Raw genomic sequence first — 24,172 nt, forward strand, 5'->3', positions numbered from 1 at the left:
TCGACCGCAGGGATCGTTCACTCCTCGATGAGGGTCGTTTCGAGAAGCGCGGCGACACCACGACGGAGGCGACCACCGACGGCCGTCGGCGAGATGTCGAGCTTCTCGGCCAACCCCTCCAGCGAGATCTGTCGAGGCTCCTCGAAGTATCCCTCCTCGTAGGCCGTGAGCAACGTCTCGAGCTGTGGGTCGGTGAGGGTCGTCAGGTCCGAACTGTTCCACGGTTGGTGGCGGAATATCCGCTGCAGCTCGAACGAGATGTCGCTCTCCTCACAGAACCCCCACAGGTCCGAGATGTCCTTTCGGTTCTGGAACTGGAGCCGAAGGGTCCACCCAGTCGAGTCACTCGTGGCTTCACGCATCAGCCCACCCAGCTCGAACGTCTTCGGGGAGAGGAGTATCGTCTCCGGCGTGTGCTGAAGTTGATAGACCGACCCGGACTCGGAGCTAGCTATCGTCTCCCACTCGGCGACGGTGTGGTCCGATTCGAACGCGGACTCCACGGACCCGTCGTCCTGCTCGACGAAGAAGAAAAAGAGGTCCGTCTCGGGGTCGGTCGCCGCCTGTGGCATGACACGGATCGTGGTCTCGGGGTTCGCCCGTATCGTCGGCGACAGCGCGAGGTCCGGGTGGGCGACGTGTACCAGCGCGATGACGCTCATGATCCGTTCCTCCCGGTACGGAGCCCGTCGGTTCCGTCCTCGATCCCGTGTTGGCTGCGATGAACGTTGACACGCGCTTTCATAGCCCCGTCACCAGCGCGTCTCCACGTACTCCGTGGGCCCACCGGACGATCCGGACCGTAACGTCGACGCCCGTCGTTCGATCCATCAACGACGCTCGATAACACAGTACTCATCAAGATGCCTGTAGTCGTGTCTCCGGGGGGACTTATACCTTTACCCCACGCCGAATTCTCAATCGCAAGATGAACGTCTCTGGGGGATGACAGCCCCCTACGAGCGAATTCTGGACTTTTCACCGCTTCCATCGCGAGCGGATTCGATGATCTGCAGTGGTCTCAGTCGCCGAGTGGGGGCCTCTTCGGATGTGTCGTTCACGTCGTTCGCTGGAATCGGCTTGGAGTACGTGTCGTCGAAGAGAGAGGCGGGAAGCGGTCGCCGTTTCGGAGCAATGGTAGCGAATACGAGCATAAACAGCACCACATATACACCTGAACTGTTTTGGAAGTGATGTTTCACCGATCGGGTAATGCGTCTGCCACGGGACCACGCCAGTTCGGAGATGCTCACGGAGATAACCGTCGTCGGCGACGACGATACGGGGATCATCACGGAGGTAACGGCATACCTCTCCGAGCAGGCGGTCAACGTCGAAGAGCTGGACCAGGCGGTTCAGGACGGGATCTTTCGGATGAGCTTGTACGCGGACACGTCCGAGATGACGGTCTCGCAAGCACGCTTACGCGACGACCTCGACGGTCTCGGAGACGACCTCGACGTGGATGTCCAGGTCTGGTTCCCGAACCGTACCGAAACCCGATCGATTGCGATTCTCGTGACAAAGGAGAGTCACTGTCTCGAAGCGCTCTTGGAGAAGGCGGGAAACGACGACCTCGGTGCGGAGATCGGGGTCGTCATCGGAAACCACAGCGACCTCGAACCCCTCGCCACCGAACACGGTGTCCCGTTCCACGACATCGGCGACGAGAAGGGGGTTCCGGACGAGGACGAGTTACTGCACCACCTCGACAACTACGACATCGACCTCCTCGCTCTCGCCCGCTACATTCGGATCCTCTCGCCCAAGGTCGTCTTCCGCTACCGAAACCGCATCATCAACGTCCACCCGAGCCTGCTGCCCGCCTTCCCCGGCGCTTCGGCGTACTCCCAGGCGATCGAGAAGGGCGTTCGTATCGCGGGTGTGACGGCGCACTACGTCACGACCGACCTCGACCAGGGACCGATACTCACCCAGCGAGCGTTCAACGTGCCGCACGACCCCACGGAGAGGGAACTCGAAGAACGCGGCCAACCCCTCGAAGCCGAGGCGCTGACCGACGCCATCGAGCTGCACCTCGACCAAGGGGTCTCCGTCCACCGTGGTCGAACGGAACTGCGGAACCCGGAGGAGACCACGACACAGCTCGGCATTCCCGAGCGCGTTGAACGTCTCAACCCCGACGGGCCGGTGGACGGTCACGACCGGTACGTCGAGGGGCACGTCGAGAAGAAAGCGAGCGCGGACAGCTAGATCGTCCGCAACGCAGCGGTCGTACGCCGATCTGTCTTTCGTTCGGGTCGCTCTCAGGTGTAGAGGGGATGTGAGTCGGTCAGGTCGTCGACTCGGTCGCGAGTCGCGCTGACCACGGCTTCGTCGTCGGGAGCGTCGACGACCTCGCTGATGAGGTCCGCCACCTCACGGCAGTCTTCCTCCTCGAAGCCCCGGGTGGTGAGCCCCGGTGTCCCGGCTCGAATACCCGACGGATCGAACGGGGAGCGGGTTTCCCCGGGAACGGTGTTCGCGTTGAGAACGATACCGGCCGCTTCGAGCGCCGCCTCCACATCCTTGCCCGTCGTGTTCGGATGGGAAGGACGCAGATCCACTAGGACGAGGTGGTTGTCGGTCCCACCCGAGACGAGCGAGAGGCCGTGTTCCTGTAACCGGTCGCCGAGCGCTTTCGCGTTGGAGACGGTTTGTTCGGCGTACGCCTCGAACGCCGGCTCCAGTGCCTCGCCGAAACCGACGGCCTTTCCGGCGATGTTGTGCATCGCCGGCCCACCCTGCGTCCCGGGGAACACCGCGCTATCGATGGCGTCGGCGTGTTCTTCGCCACACATGACGATCCCACCACGGCCGGCGCGGATCGTCTTGTGCGTCGAGCCGGTGACGAAATCGGCGATGCCCACGGGAGAGGAGTGGACGCCGGCGGCGACCAAGCCGGTGATGTGGGCGATGTCGGCGAGGTGGTACGCCCCGACGGCGTTCGCCGCCGCCTGAACCCGTTCGAATTCGACCTCGCGAGGATATGCGGAGTACCCCGAGACGACGATGTCCGGCTCGACGCGTTCCGCGGTCTCGTGTAGTTCGTCGTAGTCGATGTAGCCGGTTTCCGGGTTCACCTCGTACTGCTCGACGTCGTATATCTGCCCCGCGAAGTTCGCCGGGTGGCCGTGCGAGAGGTGCCCACCGTGGTTCAGGTCGAGCGAGAGGATCGTGTCCCCCGGCTCCAACACCGCGAGATACACGCTCATGTTCGCCTGCGACCCCGAATGGGGCTGGACGTTGACGTGGTCGGCCCCCCAGAGTTCTTCCGCGTACTCGATGGCCCGCGTTTCGACCTCGTCGGCGAACTCACAGCCACCGTAGTAGCGCGCACCCGGGTATCCCTCGGCGTACTTGTTCGTGAGCTCGGAGCTCTGTGCCTCCATGACGGCCTCCGAGACGTGATTCTCGGAGGCGATCATCGAGAGGGAGTCGTTCTGTCGCTTCCGTTCTTCCTGCAGTGTGTCCGCGATCGCGGGGTTCGTCTCGCGGACGATTTCGTAGTTCATGGTCGAGTTGAGGCTGGTCGTCGTCTCCCTGCATCGGTTCGTCGGGGTGTCGCAAGGTCTCGTCCGTTCTTTCCGGGATTCATCTCTGCCGCTCCCTGGGTATCTCTGAATGGCGTGAGTACTCCCAGCTGCTTTCGGGACGTATTCGACTGTGAACCGTCTCTCGAAACGGTCGAGTGTGAGGAGAGGACACGCTCACTCCATCCGATTTGAGGCATCGTCCGATCCGGAAGCGTCGCTCGCCGCGATCGCTTCGATCTCCACTCCTGCACCCTTCGGCACGTTACCCGCCTCGACGGCGCTTCGAGCGGGAGGGGCCTCGGTGAAGAAGTCACTGTACACGCCGTTCATCGCCTCGAACTCGTCGATGTCGTCGAGGAAGATCGTCGTTTTGACGATATCCTCCATACCGAGGTTCTCGGCGGCGAGGACCGCCCGCACGTTCTCGAGGCTTCGACGGGTCTGTTCGCCGACCGGTTCGTCCGCCATGAGTTCTCCATCGGTCGTCAACGGGAGTTGACCGGAGACGAACACGAGTCCGTTGGCGACGGTCGCCTGGCTGTAAGCGCCGACGGCCGCCGGTGCGTCGTCGGTGTTGACGGTGCGCTTCACACTCCGTTGACTGCTGGAGTGATGGCTTAAATCTCGGTCTGTCGATACGCAGGTCGTTAAGTGAAAATACGAACGAATCGCTCGCGATATTCGCCGTTTCCAGCGTTCGCAGCTGTGGATTCGGATACGGACCCGAACGCGTTCGTAGAGCGCGAGAAGGGAGGTCCTGCTGTTGGGCCGACCGCCGTCTCTCTAGTCGAATCTGCTCAAGCGGAACATATCGATCGGGTGGTCCGTCTCGTCGTCGACCGTGAGGTCGGCGAGTATCTCGCCGATGACGCTCGCGAACTTGAACCCGTGACCGGAAAACCCGGCCGCGACGGTTACCTGTGGGTGGTTCGGGAGCGAGTCGATGATGAAGTGTTCGTCCGGCGAATTGGTGAACATACAGGTCGCGAGCCCCATCGTCGATCCGGTTCCTTCCGGGAAGTACCGTTCGGCGAACTCCCGGAGGACACGTTCGTCCTCGGCGTTGGGGTCGCGCTCCCACTCGTCCGGATCGATCTGCTCGTCCCGGTGATGATACCTCCCCAGCTTCATGCCCGGAACGTCGTGGACCGGGAACCCGTAGAACCGGCCTTCGGGGACGGACAGGTTCCACACGGGGAAGGTATCCGGCTGAAACAGCGCCGGGGACGTCGGCTGGAACCAGGAGAGCACCTGTCGTTCCGGAACGGCGAGCCCGTCGAGAGCGTCGGCGAGCTTGTAGTTCCACGCGCCCGCGGCGAGAACCAAGTCGTTCGCCTCGTAGCTCCCACGGTCGGTTTCGACCCGGACACCGCCGTCGGGTGTCTCGGTCCAGCCGTGGACCCGTGTGCGAGCGTGAATCTCGGCACCGGCCGCCTGTGCAGCCTGGGTGTGGGCGACGATCGCTTGCTCCGGAACGACGAATCCCCCATCCTCCTGATAGAGTGCTTTGTGTCCCTCCGGAAGCCGATAGCCGGGGAATCGGTCCGTGAGCTCCGCGCTCGTGAGGACCTCGTGTGGGATATCGTGTTCCTTGCACGACCGCAACGAGCCCTCGAACACCGGGTCGTCGGGCGGCCCGGCGTCGATAGAGCCCGTCCGATGAATGATGGACCGACCCGACTCCTCTTCGAGGCCATCCCAGAGGTCGTAGGCACGCTCGATGAGGGGGACGTAGGAGGGATGCTCGTAGTACGCTCGCCGGATGATACGTGTGATCCCGTGCGAGGAGCCGTTCGTGTGGGGAATATCGTACCGCTCCAATCCCAGGACGTCCTGCCCTCGATGTGCGAGGTGGTACGCGGCCGCACTTCCCATTCCACCGACGCCGACGACGATGGCATCGTATTTTCCGTCGGTACCGCTCATATCGAGGGGTTCTCTCATCGAGGTATTACTCTTTGGATGGAATAGCACGCCCGTTTATCCCTTCCTCGTCCCCAACGTGCTGGTTCGGCGAATCGAATCCTTCGGTACCACACTGTACAGCCTACGGACATATCTACTGTCGAAACTCGAATCGAGGGAGCGGTACCCTACTGAAGAGCTAAAAACGGATCTGAGTACGCCACTTCGAACGAGTGAAGGGACTACTCGCCCTACTTACCGACGAAATGCAAGCGTCTCTCGTCTCGGCGACGGCCAACCGTTCCGGCGAGGATCCGGTCACCGAAGTCGAAGCAGGTACGGAAGGCGTTCGATGAAGACCTACAGTTCACGAACCGGCGACCGTATCGTCCTTCGGACCATGGACCGACCGGACGGCGATATCGTTCTTCACGATGCCATCACCGTTCGTCTCGAACCGGGTTCCGTGCGGGTCGGAATGGACGTTCGGGGTGAACTCGTCAGCGAGTCCGATCGGGCAACGGCGTTCCTCGACGAGATCATAGCGGGCGATCTTCAATTCCACGTTCACATCGATGCTCGTGACGGAGAGAAGTCGCGGTCCGTATTGGTCTGTAACGCCACTGGTGACGACCCCGAGCGGCTGGAGTGGGTCGGATTGCGTTAGTGAGAGCCCCCAAACCGGTGTGAAGGAGGTGCTTTTCTCTTCGGTGGTGTCCTCACAGCATCACACTCGAATGCTGCGGCATCACTCCAGAACGGCGAGGAAATCGCGGGCGAACAAGGCGACGAACGGCACCATCACGACCGTCGACAGGACGATCGAAGTCGATGGAGTAGCTAGGGGGAGAAGTGCCACGCTACATACACCCATCTGCAAGCCAGCGAGCTGTCGTCGACGACCGCTCTCCGGCAGCGTTCCCACCGCACCGCCTCGCCGACGATGCAGCCACAACCCGCCGAGATAGGCGGGTCGGGCGAAGCCGACGACGAGATACCACGGTGGCAGCACACCGTACGAGAGACCGAGCACTCCAGCGACGAGCAGACCGAGGGCGTCGAATTCGGTGTCGAGCTTCGCCCCGAGGAGGCTCTCCGTTCCGACCCGACGTGCGAGCCGGCCATCGATCCAATCGAGCGCCACTGCGACCGTATAGAGACCCCACGGAAGCCACAGCGCGTAACCCGTCGGTTCGGGAACGACGAGGAAACCGGCGAGCGCGGCGAGCGCGCCACCCCGTGTCAACGTCGCGGCTGTAGCGACACCGAGCGTGTCCCGCAACTGCCCGTCGTCCGTTCGTCGGTTCTCGACTAGGTATCGTCGGAGAAGCCACAGCTCGTACGTTACCACCCCGGCCGTCATCAGGCCCCATCGTATGCCGTAGGCCGGCGTCCACCAGCCGCCGAGAACCGTGCAACCGGTCGCCGTTCCGATGATCGCAACGACGGCAACGAGTGCCCACTGTCGACGGAGTCGTCCCCGCGCTATCCTGTCGTATCCATCGCTCATGCGACAACCGAGAGAGACCGGTTGGCAGAATCAGGAGTGCCAACCATAAAATAACTCGTTCCGGGGATATCGGGGCGCCATTTATCAAAAGCGGGATGAAACGAAGCGCTATTACGGAGGGGACGGAAGTTGACGCATGTCACCGGAGTCCGGACCACGATTCCAGCGGGGCTCAATGGGGACGCTGGACTGGGTCGGAAGCGCCCTGGCGGTCCTCTTGGGAGTCGTCTACCTCGCCTTGGGTCTCGGAGGATTACCCGGCGCTTTCGGTATCGCGTTCTGTCTCGCGGGACTGGGGTACTTCGGGGCAGTCGTTCTCGTGCTCGTCGATTATCGCCGACGTCTCGTCTACAGCGTGGGGATAGTCTACAACGTCCTGCTGTTCGTGCTGTATTTCCTGCTGAACGGGATCGAGGTTTCAGAACTCGTGGGCCTCAGTGGAATCGTCAAACTCGCACAGGTCGTGTTCGTTGCACTGCTCGTGGTGCTGATCGACCGAAACCCGTAACGTTCGATCGCTGTGAGAAATGCAGGCTATGCGACCGTCCGAGCGAACGACAGCACTTTGACCAGCAAAAATAGTCGAGCGGGTCGGTTATTCGGAGACGATCAGCGGGTTGACGATACCGAGGACCTGGTCCATGTTCCGTGCCATGTCGAAGGCGTTCGGCATCGAGCTCCCGGGAATGAGCGCCCGGAACCAGCTCGTGTGGCGCGCTTCGACCGAGTGGATCGACAGCGCGGCAGCGACCACGTCGTCGTTCTCGATGAGCGGGCCGGCACCCGCGTACGCCGAGGTTCCGACCGCTTCGACGCGCGCCGAGAGCTTCACGAACTCCTCCATCGAATCGTAGGGGAACGCGTACTCGGCGGGTTCGACCGGCGTCCCGCCGAGGTCCTGGATCGTCTGCGTGAGTGCCTCGACGTGGGCCTCCTCGTGGTCCCGGATCGAGCTGATCTCCTGGTAGGTCGCAAAGCGGAGCTGCGGGTCCGCGAACTGCTTGCCGATGGCGTCGGCACGCTCGACGTCGCTTTCGGAGTGGTTGCTGAGGAACTCGTTGTAGTAGGCGGCCTCGAGGTGTTCGAGCGCGAGCGCGAAGTTCAGGATGTCGACGTCGGTGACGTTCCCGCCACCCATTCCACCCATACCACCATCACCCATATCCTCCTCGGCGACCGGCATGGCCGAGCCGACTTCGAGGTCGATGCGGTAGAGTTTCGTCTCCCCGTCGACCGCGAGCAGCGCGTAGGCCGCCCCATCGGTACCGGAGATATCGAAGCCGTTGACGGCGTTGGCGTCGATACCGAGGCCACCGATGGTGGTCAGCCCGCTGGTCGTATCGGAGTCGGGGTCGGCGTCCTGCTGGACGAGCACGTCGAGGTCGCTGTCGATGTCGTACAGCATCGTCGCGCTCGGGTCGGGGACGCTGTTGGTGTAGCCGGCAGCACTGAGCTGTGGCGTCGTGCCTTCGTTGTCGTCGCCGTCCATGTAGAAGGCGTCGGGGTCCTGACGAACGATGGAGCCGTCGTCGGCACTCGTGACGAAGCTGTCGCCGTCGGTGGTGACGACCCGGATCGCGTCCGCGACCGGATTGAAGTCGAACCCGACGCCGTCGATGAGGTCCGTGTCCGGGTAGTCCGCCGATCCGACGCTGGAGGCCGAGACGGACTTGCCGGCCTTGCTCGGCATCTCGATGGTGTAGAGCGTGCCGTTCTCGTCCAGCGCGTAGAGCATCTCGTCCGAAGGCCGGTAGTCGATACCGACGAGCAGGCTCTCGCCGCTGACGCCGTCGATTCGGCTGGCCTTGTCCGTCCAGATCTCGCCCGATTCGAGGTCGACGGGAACGAGCGCGTTCGCGGTGCCGTCGTCCTGGGCGACCAGCGCGACCGCGTGCTCCATGTTCGCATCGCCGTTGCCGTCTCCTTCGGCGGGGACGAGCGTGAAGCCGTAGACGGGGGGTTCGTGGTCCGCGGCAGCCGTTCCGGCCCCGAGCGAACCGAGGGCGATCGCCCCGACACCGACTTTCGCGGTGTTGCTCATGAACGAGCGCCGGTCGAGGGCGCCGCCGACGCGAGTGAGGAGGTCCGTCGTCGTCTCGTTCTCGCGGTCGACGTCGTCCCCTTCGTGAGCCGCGTCGTCGAACTGGAACTCGCCGAGGTCGGCGAAGCTCTCGCCCGCTTCGATACGTTCCGGGATGGTCTCTTCTGAATCCATTGGTGATGCCACCAAGAATCCAATCGAACGACCGCCTTTAATGTCTATTCCGAAGACCGTCCAATATCACACCGAACGTTCACCCAACTTCATCCCATATCAGTAGCTCACGGGTCGTATTCGGCGAAATATCCCGTTGTCTCGTGCAACGTGAGATCAGCGACGGAGACACAGCAAACGAGAAACCAGCCCTGGAAGTAGGGATCCAAGCCACGGATGTCGGTTCTGATCGGTATACTTACCATACATGTAGCGAGTGATATGCGACAATGGAGGCGGTTCTGTGGTACGTGTTCATGGGTACCCGCGGCGGTGAGAACAGGGCCCGCCTCCTGCGAGCGCTCGCCGACCGGCCACGGAACCCGAACCAGTTGGCCGACGACTTGGACCTCGATTACACGACGATCAGACATCACTTGGACGTGCTCGTGGAGAACGACGTTCTCAGAAACAGCGGCGACGAGTACGGCGCGATTTACCTACCGACGGACCGAGCGCGAGCGAACTGGGAGACGGTCGAACGAATCATCGAGCAGGTGGAGTAAGTATGGTGGAAATCAGGCCAACCGATAAACGAACGAAGAACCGAACTTCGGTGAGTAGATGGACGTGTTAGTGACCCTCCTGCGCCTTTCGGCGGGACTCAGCGTGGTGCTCTTGGTGGGTCTGATCTACATCTGGGGCCGGAACTACCTCGTCTTCCGCTCGAAGTACGCAGCCGGACTGCTCATCTTCGCGGGCCTTCTGCTGCTCCAGACCGGGCTGACGACGTACTTCTACGCCTTCCATCCGGTGGTCTCCGGGTGGATAGCGAACCCGGAACTGGTCCATCCGCTTCCCCTGATGGTGATGTCCTCGGCACAGGTCCTGGAACTCGCCGGTATCGCCCTGGTCGTGTGGATCTCCTGGGATTGACCCACTGGAGTCCCATTGCGGCGACACGAACCCCTCCCACCCTCCTCGTATGCGATCGGCTGAACTGCTCCCCCTGAGACCAGCGTTTTTGCGGTTGGATCGGAACCGACGGTTCTACGAACGAGGATCGTTACTCTCAGAGAGAGAGAACCGAGATCGGCCCAGCAAACCCTGCTGGAGGCGTACTCCGTCGACAAGGCCTCGCTATCGTAGTCACTGAGAACTCGCGACGAGAGCGAACGCTGTAGTGGCTGCGCTATCGAACGAGTACATGGCAACGCAAAGCGGTCGAGGGTGGACCAGTGAATCGGTGGGGTTGGCGTTCAGCCGCCTTGCGTTGGGGATCATCTTCGTCGTGTCCGGCGTCGGCAAGGTGTTCGCTACCGGACCGAAAGCGTCGAGTATTACAGGATTCGCTGACACGCTCGCCCAGCTCGGAATTCCGTTTCCCACCCTGGCCGCGTGGGGTGTCGGCCTCCTCGAACTGGTCGGTGGGATACTCCTTCTAATCGGATTGCTTACTCGCACCGTCGCGGCCTTGCTCGCCGTCGACATGGCTGTGGCGACGGTGTTAGTCCACCTCCCGAACGGCTTCGTGGTGTCGGACGGCGGGTACGAGTACACGTTCGTCCTCACGCTCAGTGCGCTCGGTCTCGCGCTCAGTGGGCCCGGCGTGGTATCGCTCAAGCGAGCGCTCGGACGGATAGGTTCGTGACCGAGTCTGGACCAGCGGGGTTCGGCCGATACCCATTTGACTCAGCGTCCATCACTTCGACGTACAACCCATGAATATCTCTGGCACGTATCTCGTGACCCAGGCGAGCCACTCGCGTGACCGGTCGACCGAGCGGATCGTGGCGGCCGCCATCGAGGGCGGGGTGACGGCCGTTCAGCTGCGCGAAAAGCACATGACCGCCCGCGAGCGCTACTCGGTCGGGAAGGCCCTCCGCGAGCGGACGCGAGCCGCCGGGGTCACCTTCATCGTGAACGACCGAGCCGACCTCGCGGTCGCCGTCGACGCCGATGGGGTTCACCTCGGCGACGACGACCTACCCATCGCCGCCGCCCGCGAGGTGCTCGGTCCGGACGGCTACATCGGTCGCTCCGTCTCCACGGTCGCGGCTGCGACGGCCGCCGAGCGCGCCGGCGCGGACTACTTGGGTGTCGGTGCGGTCTTCGCTACCGCCTCGAAGGACGTATCGGCCGCGGACGCCGAGATCGGACTCGAAACCGTCGCCGACATCGCCGACGCCGTCGACGTCCCGATCGTCGGGATCGGCGGTGTGACGCCCGAGAACGCTGGCGAGGTCGTCGCCGCCGGGGCGGACGGCGTCGCCGTCATCTCCGCCATCACCGCTGCCGAGGACCCCGTGGCCGCGACGCGGCGGCTCGCCGCGAGCGTCGAGGAGGCGGCTCGATGAACGCGCTCGACGAACGTGACCTCGCCGACGCACTGACTGCGGTCGCCGACACCCAACCGCTCGTCAACGCGCTCACCAACGACGTGACGGTCAACGACGTGGCGAACGTCGCCCTCCACTGGGGTGGGTTGCCCGTGATGTCCGACGACGAGCGCGAGGTCGGCGAGATGGTCGCGAGCGCGGACGCGTGCCTCCTCAACATGGGGACGGTGAGCGAGCGGGGCGAGAGCGCGATGATGGCCGCCGGCAACGCTGCGAACGACGCAGGCGTTCCCCTCGTCGTGGACCCGGTCGGCGTCGGATCGACGTCGACACGCAATCGCGTCGCCGAGCGCTTGACTGGCGAGATTGACGTGAGCATCGTCAGCGGCAATTACGGTGAAGTGTCGGCGCTCGCCGGAGCTGACGCGACCGTTCGCGGTGTCGAATCCGTCGGTGAGTACGGGGAGATCGCCGAGACGGCCATCACCTGCGCCCGTGAGACCGAGAGCATCGTCGTCGCCTCCGGCGAGGTCGACATCGTCGCGACCGAAGGGATGGCGTTCGAGGTACACAGCGGCGACGGGATGCTCGGGCGGGTCGTCGGGACCGGCTGTATGCTCGGGATGACGCTCGCGGTGTTCGCGGCCGCAATGGACGACGAGCGCGCGGCGCTCTTGGGCACGCTCGCGTTCGGACTGGCCGGCGAAGCCGCTGCCGACGGTGTGTTCGGGGAGTACGCCGGCCCTGCGAGCTACCGGACGTGTTTCCTCGATGCCGTCGCCGGTCTCCGTGACGTCTCGCTCGCCACGCCGGCCGACCGCATCGAGTCGGTCGTTCGGGACACCCGGTAATCGGAGAGGAGTCCAGCGAGAACGGCTGTTCCCGCTCCGAGCGCCAGGGTGGTCGATGAACACGAACACTCCGTGAGGTCCACCTGGCATCGTTTGGCGACGGACGTGTTCCGAACGTGACCAGAACCCATTATTCGTTCGGTGATTCCGTCTCTGAAGGCTCATAGCCAGCAAGCGTGTTCGATTGGGAGCGAATAAATGAGGATTTCGCGTGACCATCAAGTCGCTCAATAGTAGATTGTCGTGTCGCCCATGGTTCAAGTTCGGCAACTCCCTCATCCGAGACCTCTTGGTACGTTTGCTTTTTCACCACCGCATGAACTGATAGCCCGTTCGTATGTCTTGCGCTGCGTTGCGTTGGTAAGGTGTGATTTGTCCCAATGAGCTTATCCGAGAACACGTTCGCTGCATTTTCCCCGAGAAATAGTGTTCCAAAGTTCCGGAGGTCATCTAGCAGTTCTCGAGGTGCTTCAGTATGGACTTCGACGTGTTCTACTGCCAGTTCGTTCGTGATCGTAACGGCTTCATCGATGTTCTCTGCAACCGCCACGATACCCATCTGCTCCCATGCATCACGAGCGATCTCAGCGGTTTCAAGGTCCTCGAGTTGGTCTTCTATCTCGTTGATGACTGTTTCCCCGAGAGCAGTGGATGTTGTGACTAACAGCGGACGAGCAGACGTATCATGTTCAGCCTGAGCTAACAAATCTGCTGCAACGAGTTCAGCATCTGCGGTGTCATCGGCAAGGACGAGAATTTCGCTTGGACCAGCGAGAAGATCGATACCAACGCTTCCAAATGACTGACGTTTTGCTTCGGTAACAAATGCATTACCTGGGCCGAGGAGCTTGTCTACAGCGGTCACTTCATCTGTACCATGAGCCATCGCGGCGATCGCCTGTGCGCCGCCCATGACAAAGATTTCGTCCGCTCCAGCTACTATGGCACCATACACGACTGCCGGATGAGGAAGTCCATCGTCCTGTGGCGGAGTTGATACCACAATATGTTCAACACCGGCTACTGCCGGTGGCACGACCGTCATAAGCGCTGATGAGAGAAGTGGATACTCACCACCAGGAACGTATGAACCGACCCGCTCGATAGGCACGATTTTCTGTCCTACGACGACACCGTTCCCGAGAGACATCTCGAATTCGTTGATGCTCTCAAGCTGTGCTTCAGCAAACGTTTGTATTCGATCCAAACTGTGATCGATGATCCGTCTCTCTTCTTCACTGACTCGGTCGAGCGCCTCTGAACGTTCTTCTTCAGTCAGTTTGTTTTGCTCGCGAGAGATGTCGTCGAACCTACTCGTGAAATCCAAGACAGCGTTGTCACCGTCTGAACGCACTGCTTCGATGATTTCTTCTACGGTTTCTCTGATATCAGCCGGAACGGTTGGCGTCTCCAGGGGGTCTTCTTGAGCCTGTTTCAAGTACTCCATCGGTAGATCCATTGTCTACTCACGGTTTAGTCCTTATTAATAATCCGAGGAGGACGTTTCAGATAGAACTTGGTCCCGTTTTCACGCTAATTATAGGACATATTTCAGGGAATAGAGGTGATGTTGCGGGAAGTTTTATTACCCTGGTGTTGGCTGGTATGAGACAGAATGTCTAAGACAAGCAAGAGCGGTCTCAGCAAGGCGTTGTCAACTCCGGAGATGCTAATACTGGGGCTGGGGGCGATGATCGGATGGGGGTGGATCATTCTGACTGGGACATGGGTCAACGACGCTGGAGCGATGGGTGCAATCACTGCGTTCGTCCTCGGAACAGTGCTTGTCAGTGTGATCGCAGTCGTATACGGGGAATTAGCCTCAGCGATGCCATTCGTTGGTGGAGAACACGCGTACAGTCTTCGGGCCCTCGGTCCAGTCGGTTCGTTCGTCTGTACGTGGGCGATCATATTCGGTTACGTAACTGTAGTGGCTTTTGAGGCAGTTGCCCTCCCTTCGGCATTCTCCTATCTCATTCCTGGCTTCAACACGCTACCACTTTGGACCGTTGCAGGTGAGACAGTCTACGGGAGTTGGGTTCTTGTCGGCCTACTGGGGATGCTGCTGGTTACGTATCTGAATTATCGCGGCATCCGCTTTGCAGCGCAATTCCAGATAGTGCTGACAGTCGTGATTGCACTCGCTGGCATTGTGCTTCTTGTTGGCGGGGTCACTAACGGGGAACCGTCACCGGATCCAGCTTTCATTGGAGGGGCAGCGGGCGTGTTCTCGGTCGTGCTTGCGATACCGTTCATGTTTGTTGGATTTGATGTGATTCCACAGCTCGCCGAGGAAGCAGATATGTCGTCACGTATGGTTGGCCGAATTATTACGGTCGCAGTGCTACTAGCTGCGGTATTTTACATCGCGGTTATTTGGGGGGCCGGCAGAGCACTGCCGGGAGCAGCACTTGCAGAGAGCCCACTTCCAGCAGCAGCAGCACTCTCGGCACTTTACGACAGTGCTCTCGTTGGGCGGATCATGGCTTTAGCCGGCATCGCTGGCATCTTGACGAGTTGGAATGCGATGGTTATTGGTGCAAGCCGAGCGATGTTTGCCCTCGCTGATTCCGGAATGCTACCCCAATCCCTCTCTTCGCTTCATCCTGAGTACAACACACCGACAAAGGCGATCCTGCTCGTCGGTGGGATTTCAGGTCTGGCACCCTTTTTCGGCGAGGGAATGCTCAATTGGGCGGTGAATGCAGGTGGACTCGGTATTGTCGTCGCATGGTTCCTAGTTACTGTCTCCTTCCTCCTTCTTCGGTATCGAGAGCCAGCGATGGAGCGCCCGTACAAAGTGCCTGCTGGGAAAGCTGTTGGAGTCTTCGCGCTCGTCCTCAGTGCATTCTTCGTTTATCTCTATCTACCAACCGGCGCTTCAGCATTGGTGTGGCCGTATGAGTGGGCAATCGTGTTTATGTGGGGAGTGTTAGGAGTTGTTCTGTACGCTGTCTCGACTGGCGAATCACGTGAAACCGCCGAAGATATAAGCGATTTATAGTATATCTTTAAGTTACATAGCAGCGTGCTCGATGCTCGCTTGCTAAATCCGGTCGCAATCAGAGAGACAACCAGTACCTATACATATGGAACTCCCGTTGTGAGACGGTAGCATGTCGGTTGATCAGATAACGCCTGTCGAGTTACCAGAGCCGCGGTACGAGTACGGTGGCGACGACCACGTATTCGTGGAACTCGCCGAGGAGATGAGCTTCACAGCGAATTTCAAGGCGATGGCGATCACACAGCAGGTTGCCGAACGCGACATCGATGGCATCGTCGAGAACTGCCCATCGAACGCATCGTACATGCTCCGAATCGACCCGGATGTTATCCATCCAGACGACGTTATTGCGGAGCTCAAATCCATCGAAACGGATGTCCACGTCGAAGACTATAGCTGGGAGTCACGCATCATCGATGTCCCCGTCCTCTTCGAGGACCCCTGGACACACGAGACGGTTATGAACTTCCGCGAGCGTCATCAAGACCCGGACGCAACCGACCTTGAGTACTCCGCGGAACTCAATGGCTACAACGATGTCGACTCGTTCATTGATGCACTCGTCGGGGCACCACACATGGTAACGATGGTCGGGTTCGTTCCGGGCCTCCCGTGGTGTTTCCAGATGGTTCCACAAGAACAGCAACTGGAGGTTCCGAAGTACGTCGAACCACGGACGCAGACCCCAAGCCGCGCCGTCGGCTTTGGCGGTGCGTTCTCCGTCGTCTACCCTGTAGAGGGCGCAGGTGGGTACCAGCTATACGGTCGGACACCAGTCGAGGTGCTCGATGTTGACCAAGAACTCCCGAACTTCGAGGAGTCGATGGTGCTTCCAAACCCCGGTGACATCGTTCGGTATCGACGGATCAACCGTGAGGAGTACGACGAGATCCGAACCGCCATCGAGGACGGGACGTATGAGTTCGAGATGGCCGACGTGACGTTCTCACCGGAGGAGTTCTTCGAAGCACCAGCTGATTACAACGCACGATTAGTGGAGGAGTTAGAATGATCGAGATCCGAAACGGCGGTGTAGCGAGCACGATACAGGACACAGGACGCAGCGGCCACTACCACATCGGAATGCCGCCATCCGGCGCAATGGACCCCTATGCGCATGCGGTCGCGAACGCCCTCGTGGGCAATGAGAAGGACGCAGCAACCGTCGAGATGACCTATCAGGGCATCACAGCCGTATTCAACGAGGACACGGTCGTGGCCATTACTGGGGCAGACGTCTCCCCGACGGTCGACGGTGATCCGGTCGGTATGTGGGAGGCAGTCGCCGTCGAGGCTGGCGACGAACTCGATATGGGGTTTGCCACGAGCGGTGCGCGGGCCTACCTCGCAGTTGCAGGCGGTATCGACGTTCCAGAGATCATGGGCAGCCAGTCGACTTACACGCTCGTCGGCATTGGTGGCCACGAGGGGCGTATGTTGGAGTCGGGTGACGAACTTCCTGTCGGGACGCCATCTGAAGATCTAGTAGATCTCGAGAACCGTACGCTCCCACACGAGATGGTGCCCGAGTACGCTGATGAGGAGACGGTCCGAATCATCCTCGGGTTGACGGACTACCGATTGACAGATGAGAGCCGTGAGGCGCTTTGTACGGAGGAGTGGACGGTCACCCCGGAGGCCGACCGCGTCGGCTATCGACTTGACGGCCCGGACATCGAATTCGTGGAGCGCGAGCAACCATTCGGGGCGGGCCCGGATCCATCAAACGTCGTCGACCTTGGCTACCCGGTCGGATCGATACAGATCCCACAGAAACCGATCGTACTCATGCAGGACGCGGTCACAGGCGGGGGATATGCAACGGTCGGGACCGTGATTAGCCCGGATCGTGGCGTGCTCGCACAACGGCAGACGCACGACGCAGTCTATTTCGAATCCGTTGATATCGAGGAAGCACTCAACGCGCGGGATACCGCGGCCACGTATCTTGAGGAAACGACAGATGCGATCCAAGACTGACGTGTAGTCTCGAACGAAATTACCACAACTACTATGTCTCCAGGACGTCGTCCAAGGGATAGCGATTAGAATGTCGAACGAAATCACCATAAACGCGCCGATGCCGGGAATATTCTACCGACAGTCGGACCCAGATGATCCTCCGTTCGTCGAGGAGGGCGACACCGTCGACGAGGGCGACGTGATCGGTCTCGTAGAAGTTATGAAGAACTATCACGAGATCCAGGCGGACAGCGCGGGAACCCTCGCCACGTTCCTCGTGGAGAACGAAGGGGAGATTGCGGCCGACCAACCGATCGCTGAGCTAGAGTAGTGGTCCGAAACGACTGACCTGTGTATCGGACCCAGTCCGACTGTTTGGCCTCTCGCTGTACGTTCTCCGCAAGTACTATGTTAGTTTGAGACACAGATGAAACCATGGTAGAAATCGACATAAACTGTGATATGGGTGAGAGCTTCGGGAACTGGAAGATGGGGAACGATGCGGACGTCATGCCCTACATCACCTCAGCGAACATCGCGGCCGGCTACCACGCGGCCGACCCACACGTAATGCGTGAAACGGTGGCCCTCGCCGCCGAGCACGATGTCGGGATCGGTGTCCACCCAGGCCTCCCCGACAAAATGGGATTTGGCCGTCGTGCGATGGATGCAACTCCCGACGAAGTTCGCGATTACGTCACCTATCAGCTCGGTGCCCTCACCGCGTTCGCCGAACAACAGGGGACGAGCGTCCAACACGTCAAGCCCCACGGGGCAATGTACTCAATGCTTTCCGAAGACTCGGAACTCGCTCGTGCCGTCATGGAAGGTGTTCTCGCCGTCGATGAGGACCTCGTCTACCTCGCGACGGATATGAACATCTACGAGGTGGCACGGGAGATGGAGGGGCTGCGGACCGTTTTCGAGGGCTATGTCGACCTCGACTACCGCCCGGACCGCTCGCTCATCGTCGAACAGTCCGTCGAGAACAAAGACCCCGAGACCGTCGCCGATCGTTTTGTCTCTATTGCAACCGAGGGCGTCGTCGAGGCCGCAAACGGCGAGGAGATCGAGGTACCTGCAGACAGCATCTGCATCCATGGAGACAATCCACACGCCGTCGACCTCCTTGAAGCGATCCATGACCGCGTCGAGGAACACGACCTCGACCTCGCTTCCCTCGACCGAATCGCCTGATCAGGTTTCGTCGTCGTTACGCATTCGATCGACGTACTTCGTCGTATGGCGGTTCTCGAGGAATACATCGTCTTCGAGGAGGTCCCGATGGAACGGCATCGTCGTTGGGATGCCCTCGACTGTCGCTTCGTCAAATACCCGGCGCGCCCGCGCTAACACCTCCTCTCGGTCCTCACCGTAGACGACGAACTTCGCGAACATCGAGTCATAGAACGGGGCGATTGTGTCAGCCTCATCAACGCCGTCGTCGACTCGAATGCCGATACCACGTGGGGGGTCGTACGTTGACAGTGTCCCCGGGAGCGGCGTAAAGTCGTTGTCGGGATCCTCTGCGTTGATTCGGAACTCCATTGCGGCCGCGTGAGTGTCGACGTCCTCCTGGGCGAAGTCGAGTTCCTCGCCCGCCGCGATGCGCAACTGCCACTTCACGAGGTCGACGCCCGTTCGAAGTTCTGTCACGGGGTGTTCGACCTGAATACGGGCGTTCGTCTCGATGAAGTAGAACTCGCCATCTTCATAGAGGAATTCGACGGTTCCTGCATTCACGTAGTCCGCGGCCGCTGCACCCCGACGAGCGGCGTCACAGATCTCTTCTCGCGTCTCTTCGTCGAGTACTGGCGATGGGGACTCCTCGACGAGTTTCTGTTGCCGGCGCTGGATACTACAGTCGCGCTCGCCGAAGTGGCGGACGTTCCCGTGTTCGTCCGCGAGGATCTGGACCTCGATATGCTTCGGATCCTCGAGAAATCGCTCGAGGTAGACGTCGGGATTGTCGAAGTACGCGTCCGCCTCTCGACTTGCGTCCCGAAGCTGCGACTCGGCTTCCTCGGGCTCCTCGACAATGCGGAACCCACGACCGCCGCCACCGCCAGCCGCCTTGATCGCGACTGGGTAGCCATGCTCGTCACCGAACGCGTGCACCGCTTCGGCGTCTGTGACCGCCTTGGTGGTCCCGGGAACCACGGGAACATCCGCGTTCGCCATGATATCACGCGCTCGCGTCTTCTCGCCGAACGCCCCCATTACCTCGCTTGGTGGACCGACCCATGCACAGGCGCTCTCTTCGATGTACACGGCGAACTCCTCGCTCTCTGCGAGGAATCCATACCCAGGATGAATCGCATCTGCGTTAGCGTCTACCGCGGCGTTGAGGAGTGCTTCCTGGTCGAGGTAGCTCTCTTTAGCCTTCGATCCTCCAACGTGTTTGGCTTCGTCCGCGAATCGGACGTGTTTCGCATCTTCGTCAGCATCGCTATACACGGCGACCGTCTCGATATCGAGTTCCTGACAGGCCTTCATGATACGGATGGCGATCTCGCCGCGGTTTGCGACTAGCACTTTGTCAAACATGGTGCCGACAAATCCACTCCGTTAGAATATAAAGCCACCTGGGACGATTTTGTCGAACGTCGTCCACCAACAGCTGGCACGGATCGACGCGGTCAGTGGTTACGCGACAGCGTCGAGCGCGTCACGGAGACCGGACAGGACGCGACGCAATTGGTCGCGTTCGATCGTTAGAGGCGGCTGAATACGGAGGACGTTCTTGTGGAAGCCACCGACACCGGCAATCACGCCGGATTCCTCTCGGAGGTGGTCACTCACGGCTGTCGCGAGCGCGGTGTCTGGCGCGGGTGCGACGTTCTGCGGGCCCGTCTCGGACTGGTCGACGAATTCGACACCCCACATCAGCCCGCGGCCACGGATTTCCCCGATGGGGTCGTACTCTTCCTCGATCGAGTCGAATTCGGAGCGGAGCCACGCTCCTTCCGTCCGCGCGTTTTCGATGATCCCGTCCTCGAGTTGATCGATCGCCGCGAGTGCGGCTGCACACGCGACTGGGTTCCCGCCGAACGTTGAGAGGTGGTCACCTGCCTCGAAGGCGTCTGCGACCTCCGCTGACGCAGTGAATGCACCGAGCGGGAGACCATTTGCGATACCCTTCGCCTGCGGGATGATATCCGGCACGACGTCGTAGTGTTCGCTCGCGAACATTTCACCAGTCCGTCCGTAACCCGCCTGCACTTCATCGGCGACGAGGAGGGCACCGTGGTCGTGTGCGATCTCTTGGACATGGGCGAGCCACTCGTTCGGTGGAACGACGATTCCAGCTTCACCCATCACTGGTTCGACGACGACGGCTGCGATGTCACCGCTCGTGTGAGAATTGATGACGCGCTCGATGTCAGCCGCGCATGAGGAGTCACACTCAGTGCCCTCACACATCGAACACCGGTAGCCGTACGGCGGTGCGGCATGCGAAACGTCGTTGAGCGTCGGTCCCATCTCCTTCTTGTAGGACTTATTCCCGGTCAGTGAAAGTGAGCCGAGCGTACGGCCGTGAAACCCCATCTCGAGAGCGACTACCTCTTTCGATCCGGTGTACTTGCGTGCGAGCTTGATGGCACCCTCGACGGCCTCCGTTCCGGAATTACAGAAGAACGTCTTCTGAAGGTCACCGGGCGTTATCTCGGCGATCCGCTCAGCGAGGTCTGCGGCAGGTTTGTTCGGGTGGACATAGCTGCACCCGTGAACGAATTCGTCGAGTTGCGCCTTGGCGGCATCGACAACCGCCTTGTTCCGGTGACCGACGTTCGTCACGGCGATCCCAGCGAACGCGTCGAGGTACTCGTTCCCCTCGAAGTCCACGAGGGTACACCCGTCAGCGCGCTCGATGGGGACGTCAAGCTCCTTCCAAATCGGCATGAGGTACTCGTCGTACGCCGCTGTGACAGCCTCGTTCGAATCTGATTCCGACATTGGGGATATATGCGCACCAAGTCCTAATAAAACACGAGGGATGGAACGAAGTTCCTGAGGTGGGTGTCTGAACCAGCTGGTACGTCGCTGAACGAGGTCCAATGAGAGTCATTACTTCCGAACATGGTTTCTGTGAGCTCATCCATGAGGGGGCATGGACGAACGTGACCTCGTAATCCTCCAAGCGGCGGTCGACCTCGGAACCGGGAGTCCGGATGAAATCGCGACGCAGACGGATATCCCAAAGTCGACCGTCCACTATCGACTCAACAAGCTCAAAGAAAGCGGTGTCGTGAATGACGATCTCCTTAGTCTGGATCTAACCGAACTCGGCCTCGACATCACCATTGTCACAGAAGTTATCGCGGACTATGGTCCGCAGTATCACGAGGAAGTCGGCCAAGCGCTTACCGATATCGAAGGCGTGAACCAAGTCTACTTCACGATGGGTGATACCGACTTCGTCGTCATCGCGCACCTCTCTGAGCGCGAAATGGTCCAACGGCTCATCGCAGACTACGAAGCCATCGAAGAAGTCGAACGAACGAGCTCTCAGTTCGTTGTCGAGACCCTCAAGGACGAACCCAATCCGATCAACGACTTCGAGCTGAACACGCTCGTCGACTCTCTTGTCAAGTAGTGGTTGAGTGGAACGCCGGTCGTCCCGGAATCACCTCAGGCAGATCTGAGGAAGGCTAGCGGTGCCTCATCGAAGTATTCTGAATGGGTGGCGGTCCCATCGACACCTCGACTTTAGCTCGCCCGTGGTGTCGGTCACTCGCTTCGATGTTTCCCGTATCCGTTGGGAGGTATCGTTCGAAATCGGAACCGTACCATCTAGCAGAGGCCTCAGCTCGCTTTCGTTCGTCGCTCCCGCTCAAAACGCTTTAGCGTCGTGCTAACGAACCGGTGAGAATGAGTGATACTGCGCGCGCTGCGGTCGGCGTGCGCACCAACCGAACCGTGTTCGACGGTTCAGTGGTCGACAACGCAACATGTGAGATCCTCGTAACGTGCTTTGACGCCGTACTGGTTCGTGACGCCACGGATAGGCGTGTCGAATGAACAGGAGCGAAACCAGCCGCGACCCGGACCATGACACGGGTCGCTCGACACGGTACGTCGCGGGAGCGCTCATTGCGGGCGTGTTCTTCGGCGGGATCGGTGGTGGGGTTGCCTTCCCAACCCTCCCCACGCTCGGTGGGGTACTGGGTATCGCGCCGATTTTGGTCGGGTTGATCCTTTCCACCAATCGGATCGTTCGGCTCGTGATGAACACACCTGCAGGCCAGATCCTCGACCGGTTTGGTACCCGTCGACCGATGCTCATTGGCTTCTTCCTGCAGGGGTGTGCGCCGTTTGGCTACGTGCTCGGCATTCACTCGGACCTCGTTCCAGTATTCGATGCTGGCGGCGTGTTCTTGCTCTCACGAGCGATGTGGGGCTTCGGTTCCGCCTTCGTGTTCGTGGGCGCGTTCAGCACCATCACGCGGGTGACAACCACCGAAAACCGGGGCAAGTGGGTTGGCTATATGCGGGGTGGCCAGAGCCTCGGTTTCCCGACGGGCCTGATCGTGGGCGCCCTTATCGCCGACACGTTCGGTTACACGCCAGCCTTCCTCACCGCCGGTGGTGCGGGCCTGTTCGCCTTTCTCGTCGCGTTCGCCGTGCTTCCGAACATCCAGCCCACCACTGGTTCTCGGAGCGGGCTGACCGATCTCCCGCGGATGGTCCGTGCCGATATCCGCATCTTCACCGTCGGCGCGGTGAACTTCACCGTGCGATTCCTGTTCGCGGGTGTTCTCCTCTCGACAGTCGTACTCTACGCCCAGCAGAACAGTATCGAGATCGCCTTTCTCTCCGGTGTTGGCGCGAGTGGGGTCGTGATGGCTCTCGGCGTACTCTGTGCGAGTCTAACGACGGTAATCGCGGGTTCGATTTCGGATCGACTCTCGAATCGTGCACTCTTGACGCTGCCCGCGCTCGCCGTCTTCGGATGCGGGTTCGCGCTGCTCGCGCTCGTACCCACTCTGACGAGTACACTCGCCGGCATCGCGCTCATCGGCGTCGGTGTTGGGGGATCGAACCCACCACTGCTCGCATATCTAGGGGATATCAGCCCCGCCGATGACACCGGAAAGCTTGGTGGTGTCTACAACGTCTTCGGTGATCTCGGGTCCAGTGTCGGCCCACTGGTCGCGCTGCCACTCGCGGAGGTGGTAGGGTTCACGATCGAGTATCTCGCCTGCGTCGGCTTCGTGGTTCTCGCCGGCGTACTCGTCGCCGCGACATTGTTCGGTGAAAACGCCTCCGTCTCCACTAGGGCCCTCCCCAACGACGACTGATCGCCAGGTCGAGACCGGCAGGCACGCGAACGCGGAATAGAAGAACCGTAGAACTGGATCCGAAGGCCAGACGTTTTGAACCCAATAACACTCGTATTCGACCGGTATATCACACCATTGGCGCGAGATAGCGGGGCTGCCGTATCGAGTTCGTTTAGTCCCGATCTCCTAGCGCGCGATTCAACCACGCAGTCAATCGACTCGCCCGTCCTCGCTCCGGCTGCTCGATGTCCCAGCCAGCAGCGGTGGCGGCGTCCACAAGCGGCAGGTACTCCCATCGCTGTCGGGGAAGATACATCGGTCTATCGGGCGTCGTTCCAACCAGAACGTATCGCTCGGTTTCGAACTGTGTACTGAGATCCCGGAGGTCCCAGGCGGTCGGCCTCGCTCGGAAGTCACGACGGACGAGGTGCTCGGCACAGAAGCCATGAGCAGCCACGGGATCCGCCGAGAGAAGCCCCACGGTCCGCGCCCATCGCCGCGCATCTACGACCACCGCCTGTGGATCACGGGTCCGCCGGAGCGCGGCGAGCTCGAACGCGAGCGTCATGCTGTTGTCAGCCATC

At 60.6% G+C, this 24,172-nt stretch carries 25 protein-coding genes; 15 read left to right on the plus strand and 10 right to left on the minus strand.

The genetic code is table 11. From position 1 onward, the window contains the following. Positions 1-17: 17 nt before the first annotated feature. Positions 18-662 (minus strand): helix-turn-helix domain-containing protein, encoded by a 645-nt coding sequence (locus D3261_RS00175; protein ID WP_120067606.1) that lies wholly within the window; start codon positions 660-662, stop codon positions 18-20. Between the two features lie 550 nt (positions 663-1,212). Here D3261_RS00175 and D3261_RS00180 point away from each other — a divergent pair. Then, on the plus strand, positions 1,213-2,214 hold the full coding sequence (locus tag D3261_RS00180) for a formyltetrahydrofolate deformylase (protein ID WP_120067607.1): 1,002 nt from the start codon (positions 1,213-1,215) through the stop codon (positions 2,212-2,214). 53 nt (positions 2,215-2,267) lie between these two features. Here the strand turns inward: D3261_RS00180 and glyA are convergent, their stop codons facing one another. From glyA to solA, 3 genes are all read right to left on the minus strand, one after another. Then, the gene (glyA, locus tag D3261_RS00185; RefSeq protein WP_120067609.1) at positions 2,268-3,515 is read right to left on the minus strand and encodes a serine hydroxymethyltransferase; all 1,248 of its coding nucleotides are present in this window, start codon (positions 3,513-3,515) and stop codon (positions 2,268-2,270) included. Between the two features lie 195 nt (positions 3,516-3,710). Next, entirely contained in the window at positions 3,711-4,127 is a 417-nt protein-coding gene (locus tag D3261_RS00190; protein ID WP_120067611.1) for a Rid family detoxifying hydrolase, read from the minus strand. A gap of 192 nt (positions 4,128-4,319) precedes the next feature. Beyond that, positions 4,320-5,462, minus strand: a complete 1,143-nt coding sequence (gene solA / locus D3261_RS00195; protein ID WP_120067613.1) for an N-methyl-L-tryptophan oxidase — start codon at positions 5,460-5,462, stop codon at positions 4,320-4,322. Between the two features lie 331 nt (positions 5,463-5,793). On the opposite strand from solA, the gene D3261_RS00200 reads away from it, so the two are divergent. Then, entirely contained in the window at positions 5,794-6,108 is a 315-nt protein-coding gene (locus D3261_RS00200; RefSeq protein ID WP_120067614.1) for a hypothetical protein, read from the plus strand. A gap of 81 nt (positions 6,109-6,189) precedes the next feature. Here the strand turns inward: D3261_RS00200 and D3261_RS00205 are convergent, their stop codons facing one another. Beyond that, complete coding sequence (locus D3261_RS00205) at positions 6,190-6,951, minus strand: CDP-alcohol phosphatidyltransferase family protein (protein WP_120067616.1); 762 nt, start codon at positions 6,949-6,951, stop codon at positions 6,190-6,192. A 136-nt stretch (positions 6,952-7,087) separates the two neighbouring features. On the opposite strand from D3261_RS00205, the gene D3261_RS00210 reads away from it, so the two are divergent. Beyond that, positions 7,088-7,459 carry a hypothetical protein gene (locus tag D3261_RS00210; protein WP_233553779.1) on the plus strand — a complete coding sequence of 124 codons (372 nt, stop codon included), beginning with the start codon at positions 7,088-7,090 and terminating at the stop codon, positions 7,457-7,459. A gap of 87 nt (positions 7,460-7,546) precedes the next feature. Here the strand turns inward: D3261_RS00210 and D3261_RS00215 are convergent, their stop codons facing one another. Continuing rightward, entirely contained in the window at positions 7,547-9,166 is a 1,620-nt protein-coding gene (locus D3261_RS00215) for a DUF4394 domain-containing protein (RefSeq protein ID WP_120067620.1), read from the minus strand. A 269-nt stretch (positions 9,167-9,435) separates the two neighbouring features. On the opposite strand from D3261_RS00215, the gene D3261_RS00220 reads away from it, so the two are divergent. From D3261_RS00220 to thiM, 5 genes are all read left to right on the plus strand, one after another. Next, positions 9,436-9,711 (plus strand): winged helix-turn-helix domain-containing protein, encoded by a 276-nt coding sequence (locus tag D3261_RS00220; protein ID WP_120067622.1) that lies wholly within the window; start codon positions 9,436-9,438, stop codon positions 9,709-9,711. A 58-nt stretch (positions 9,712-9,769) separates the two neighbouring features. Beyond that, a complete protein-coding gene (locus tag D3261_RS00225; RefSeq protein ID WP_120067624.1) occupies positions 9,770-10,081 on the plus strand; it encodes a hypothetical protein in 312 nt (103 codons plus the stop codon). A gap of 271 nt (positions 10,082-10,352) precedes the next feature. After that, a complete protein-coding gene (locus tag D3261_RS00230; protein WP_120067626.1) occupies positions 10,353-10,796 on the plus strand; it encodes a DoxX family protein in 444 nt (147 codons plus the stop codon). Between the two features lie 70 nt (positions 10,797-10,866). After that, complete coding sequence (gene thiE / locus D3261_RS00235) at positions 10,867-11,502, plus strand: thiamine phosphate synthase (RefSeq protein WP_120067627.1); 636 nt, start codon at positions 10,867-10,869, stop codon at positions 11,500-11,502. After that, positions 11,499-12,335, plus strand: coding sequence for a hydroxyethylthiazole kinase (gene thiM / locus D3261_RS00240; RefSeq protein WP_120067629.1), 837 nt, complete (start codon positions 11,499-11,501; stop codon positions 12,333-12,335). Before thiE ends, thiM begins: the two co-directional genes overlap by 4 nt. Positions 12,336-12,465: 130 nt before the next feature. On the opposite strand, the gene hisD is transcribed toward thiM, so the two are convergent. Then, positions 12,466-13,782 carry a histidinol dehydrogenase gene (hisD, locus tag D3261_RS00245; protein ID WP_120068189.1) on the minus strand — a complete coding sequence of 439 codons (1,317 nt, stop codon included), beginning with the start codon at positions 13,780-13,782 and terminating at the stop codon, positions 12,466-12,468. A 168-nt stretch (positions 13,783-13,950) separates the two neighbouring features. Between hisD and D3261_RS00250 the strand changes: the two genes are divergently transcribed. The 5 genes from D3261_RS00250 to D3261_RS00270 all read left to right on the plus strand — a co-directional run bounded on the left by D3261_RS00250 (position 13,951) and on the right by D3261_RS00270 (position 18,501). Further along, complete coding sequence (locus tag D3261_RS00250; RefSeq protein ID WP_120067631.1) at positions 13,951-15,339, plus strand: APC family permease; 1,389 nt, start codon at positions 13,951-13,953, stop codon at positions 15,337-15,339. Between the two features lie 112 nt (positions 15,340-15,451). Next, the gene (locus D3261_RS00255) at positions 15,452-16,354 is read left to right on the plus strand and encodes an allophanate hydrolase subunit 1 (protein WP_120067632.1); all 903 of its coding nucleotides are present in this window, start codon (positions 15,452-15,454) and stop codon (positions 16,352-16,354) included. Further along, a complete protein-coding gene (locus D3261_RS00260; RefSeq protein WP_120067634.1) occupies positions 16,351-17,322 on the plus strand; it encodes a biotin-dependent carboxyltransferase family protein in 972 nt (323 codons plus the stop codon). The genes D3261_RS00255 and D3261_RS00260 overlap by 4 nt, the downstream gene beginning before the upstream one ends. Before the next feature lie 70 nt (positions 17,323-17,392). After that, the gene (locus tag D3261_RS00265; RefSeq protein WP_120067636.1) at positions 17,393-17,635 is read left to right on the plus strand and encodes an acetyl-CoA carboxylase; all 243 of its coding nucleotides are present in this window, start codon (positions 17,393-17,395) and stop codon (positions 17,633-17,635) included. Positions 17,636-17,739: 104 nt separating this feature from the next. Next, the gene (locus D3261_RS00270; RefSeq protein WP_120067638.1) at positions 17,740-18,501 is read left to right on the plus strand and encodes a LamB/YcsF family protein; all 762 of its coding nucleotides are present in this window, start codon (positions 17,740-17,742) and stop codon (positions 18,499-18,501) included. Here the strand turns inward: D3261_RS00270 and D3261_RS00275 are convergent, their stop codons facing one another. Continuing rightward, positions 18,502-19,851 carry an acetyl/propionyl/methylcrotonyl-CoA carboxylase subunit alpha gene (locus tag D3261_RS00275; RefSeq protein WP_120067639.1) on the minus strand — a complete coding sequence of 450 codons (1,350 nt, stop codon included), beginning with the start codon at positions 19,849-19,851 and terminating at the stop codon, positions 18,502-18,504. 99 nt (positions 19,852-19,950) lie between these two features. Then, positions 19,951-21,261, minus strand: a complete 1,311-nt coding sequence (locus tag D3261_RS00280; protein WP_120067641.1) for an aspartate aminotransferase family protein — start codon at positions 21,259-21,261, stop codon at positions 19,951-19,953. A gap of 154 nt (positions 21,262-21,415) precedes the next feature. Between D3261_RS00280 and D3261_RS00285 the strand changes: the two genes are divergently transcribed. Then, positions 21,416-21,901: an Lrp/AsnC family transcriptional regulator gene (locus D3261_RS00285; RefSeq protein ID WP_120067643.1), complete on the plus strand. Its 486-nt coding sequence runs from the start codon at positions 21,416-21,418 to the stop codon at positions 21,899-21,901. A gap of 421 nt (positions 21,902-22,322) precedes the next feature. Beyond that, complete coding sequence (locus tag D3261_RS00290) at positions 22,323-23,606, plus strand: MFS transporter (RefSeq protein ID WP_120067645.1); 1,284 nt, start codon at positions 22,323-22,325, stop codon at positions 23,604-23,606. 154 nt (positions 23,607-23,760) lie between these two features. Here D3261_RS00290 and D3261_RS00295 read toward each other — a convergent pair whose 3' ends face one another. After that, entirely contained in the window at positions 23,761-24,171 is a 411-nt protein-coding gene (locus D3261_RS00295) for a hypothetical protein (protein WP_120067647.1), read from the minus strand. Position 24,172 lies beyond the last annotated feature (1 nt).

This window comes from Halococcus sp. IIIV-5B, assembly GCF_003602035.1.
GTDB lineage: Archaea > Halobacteriota > Halobacteria > Halobacteriales > Halococcaceae > Halococcus > Halococcus salsus.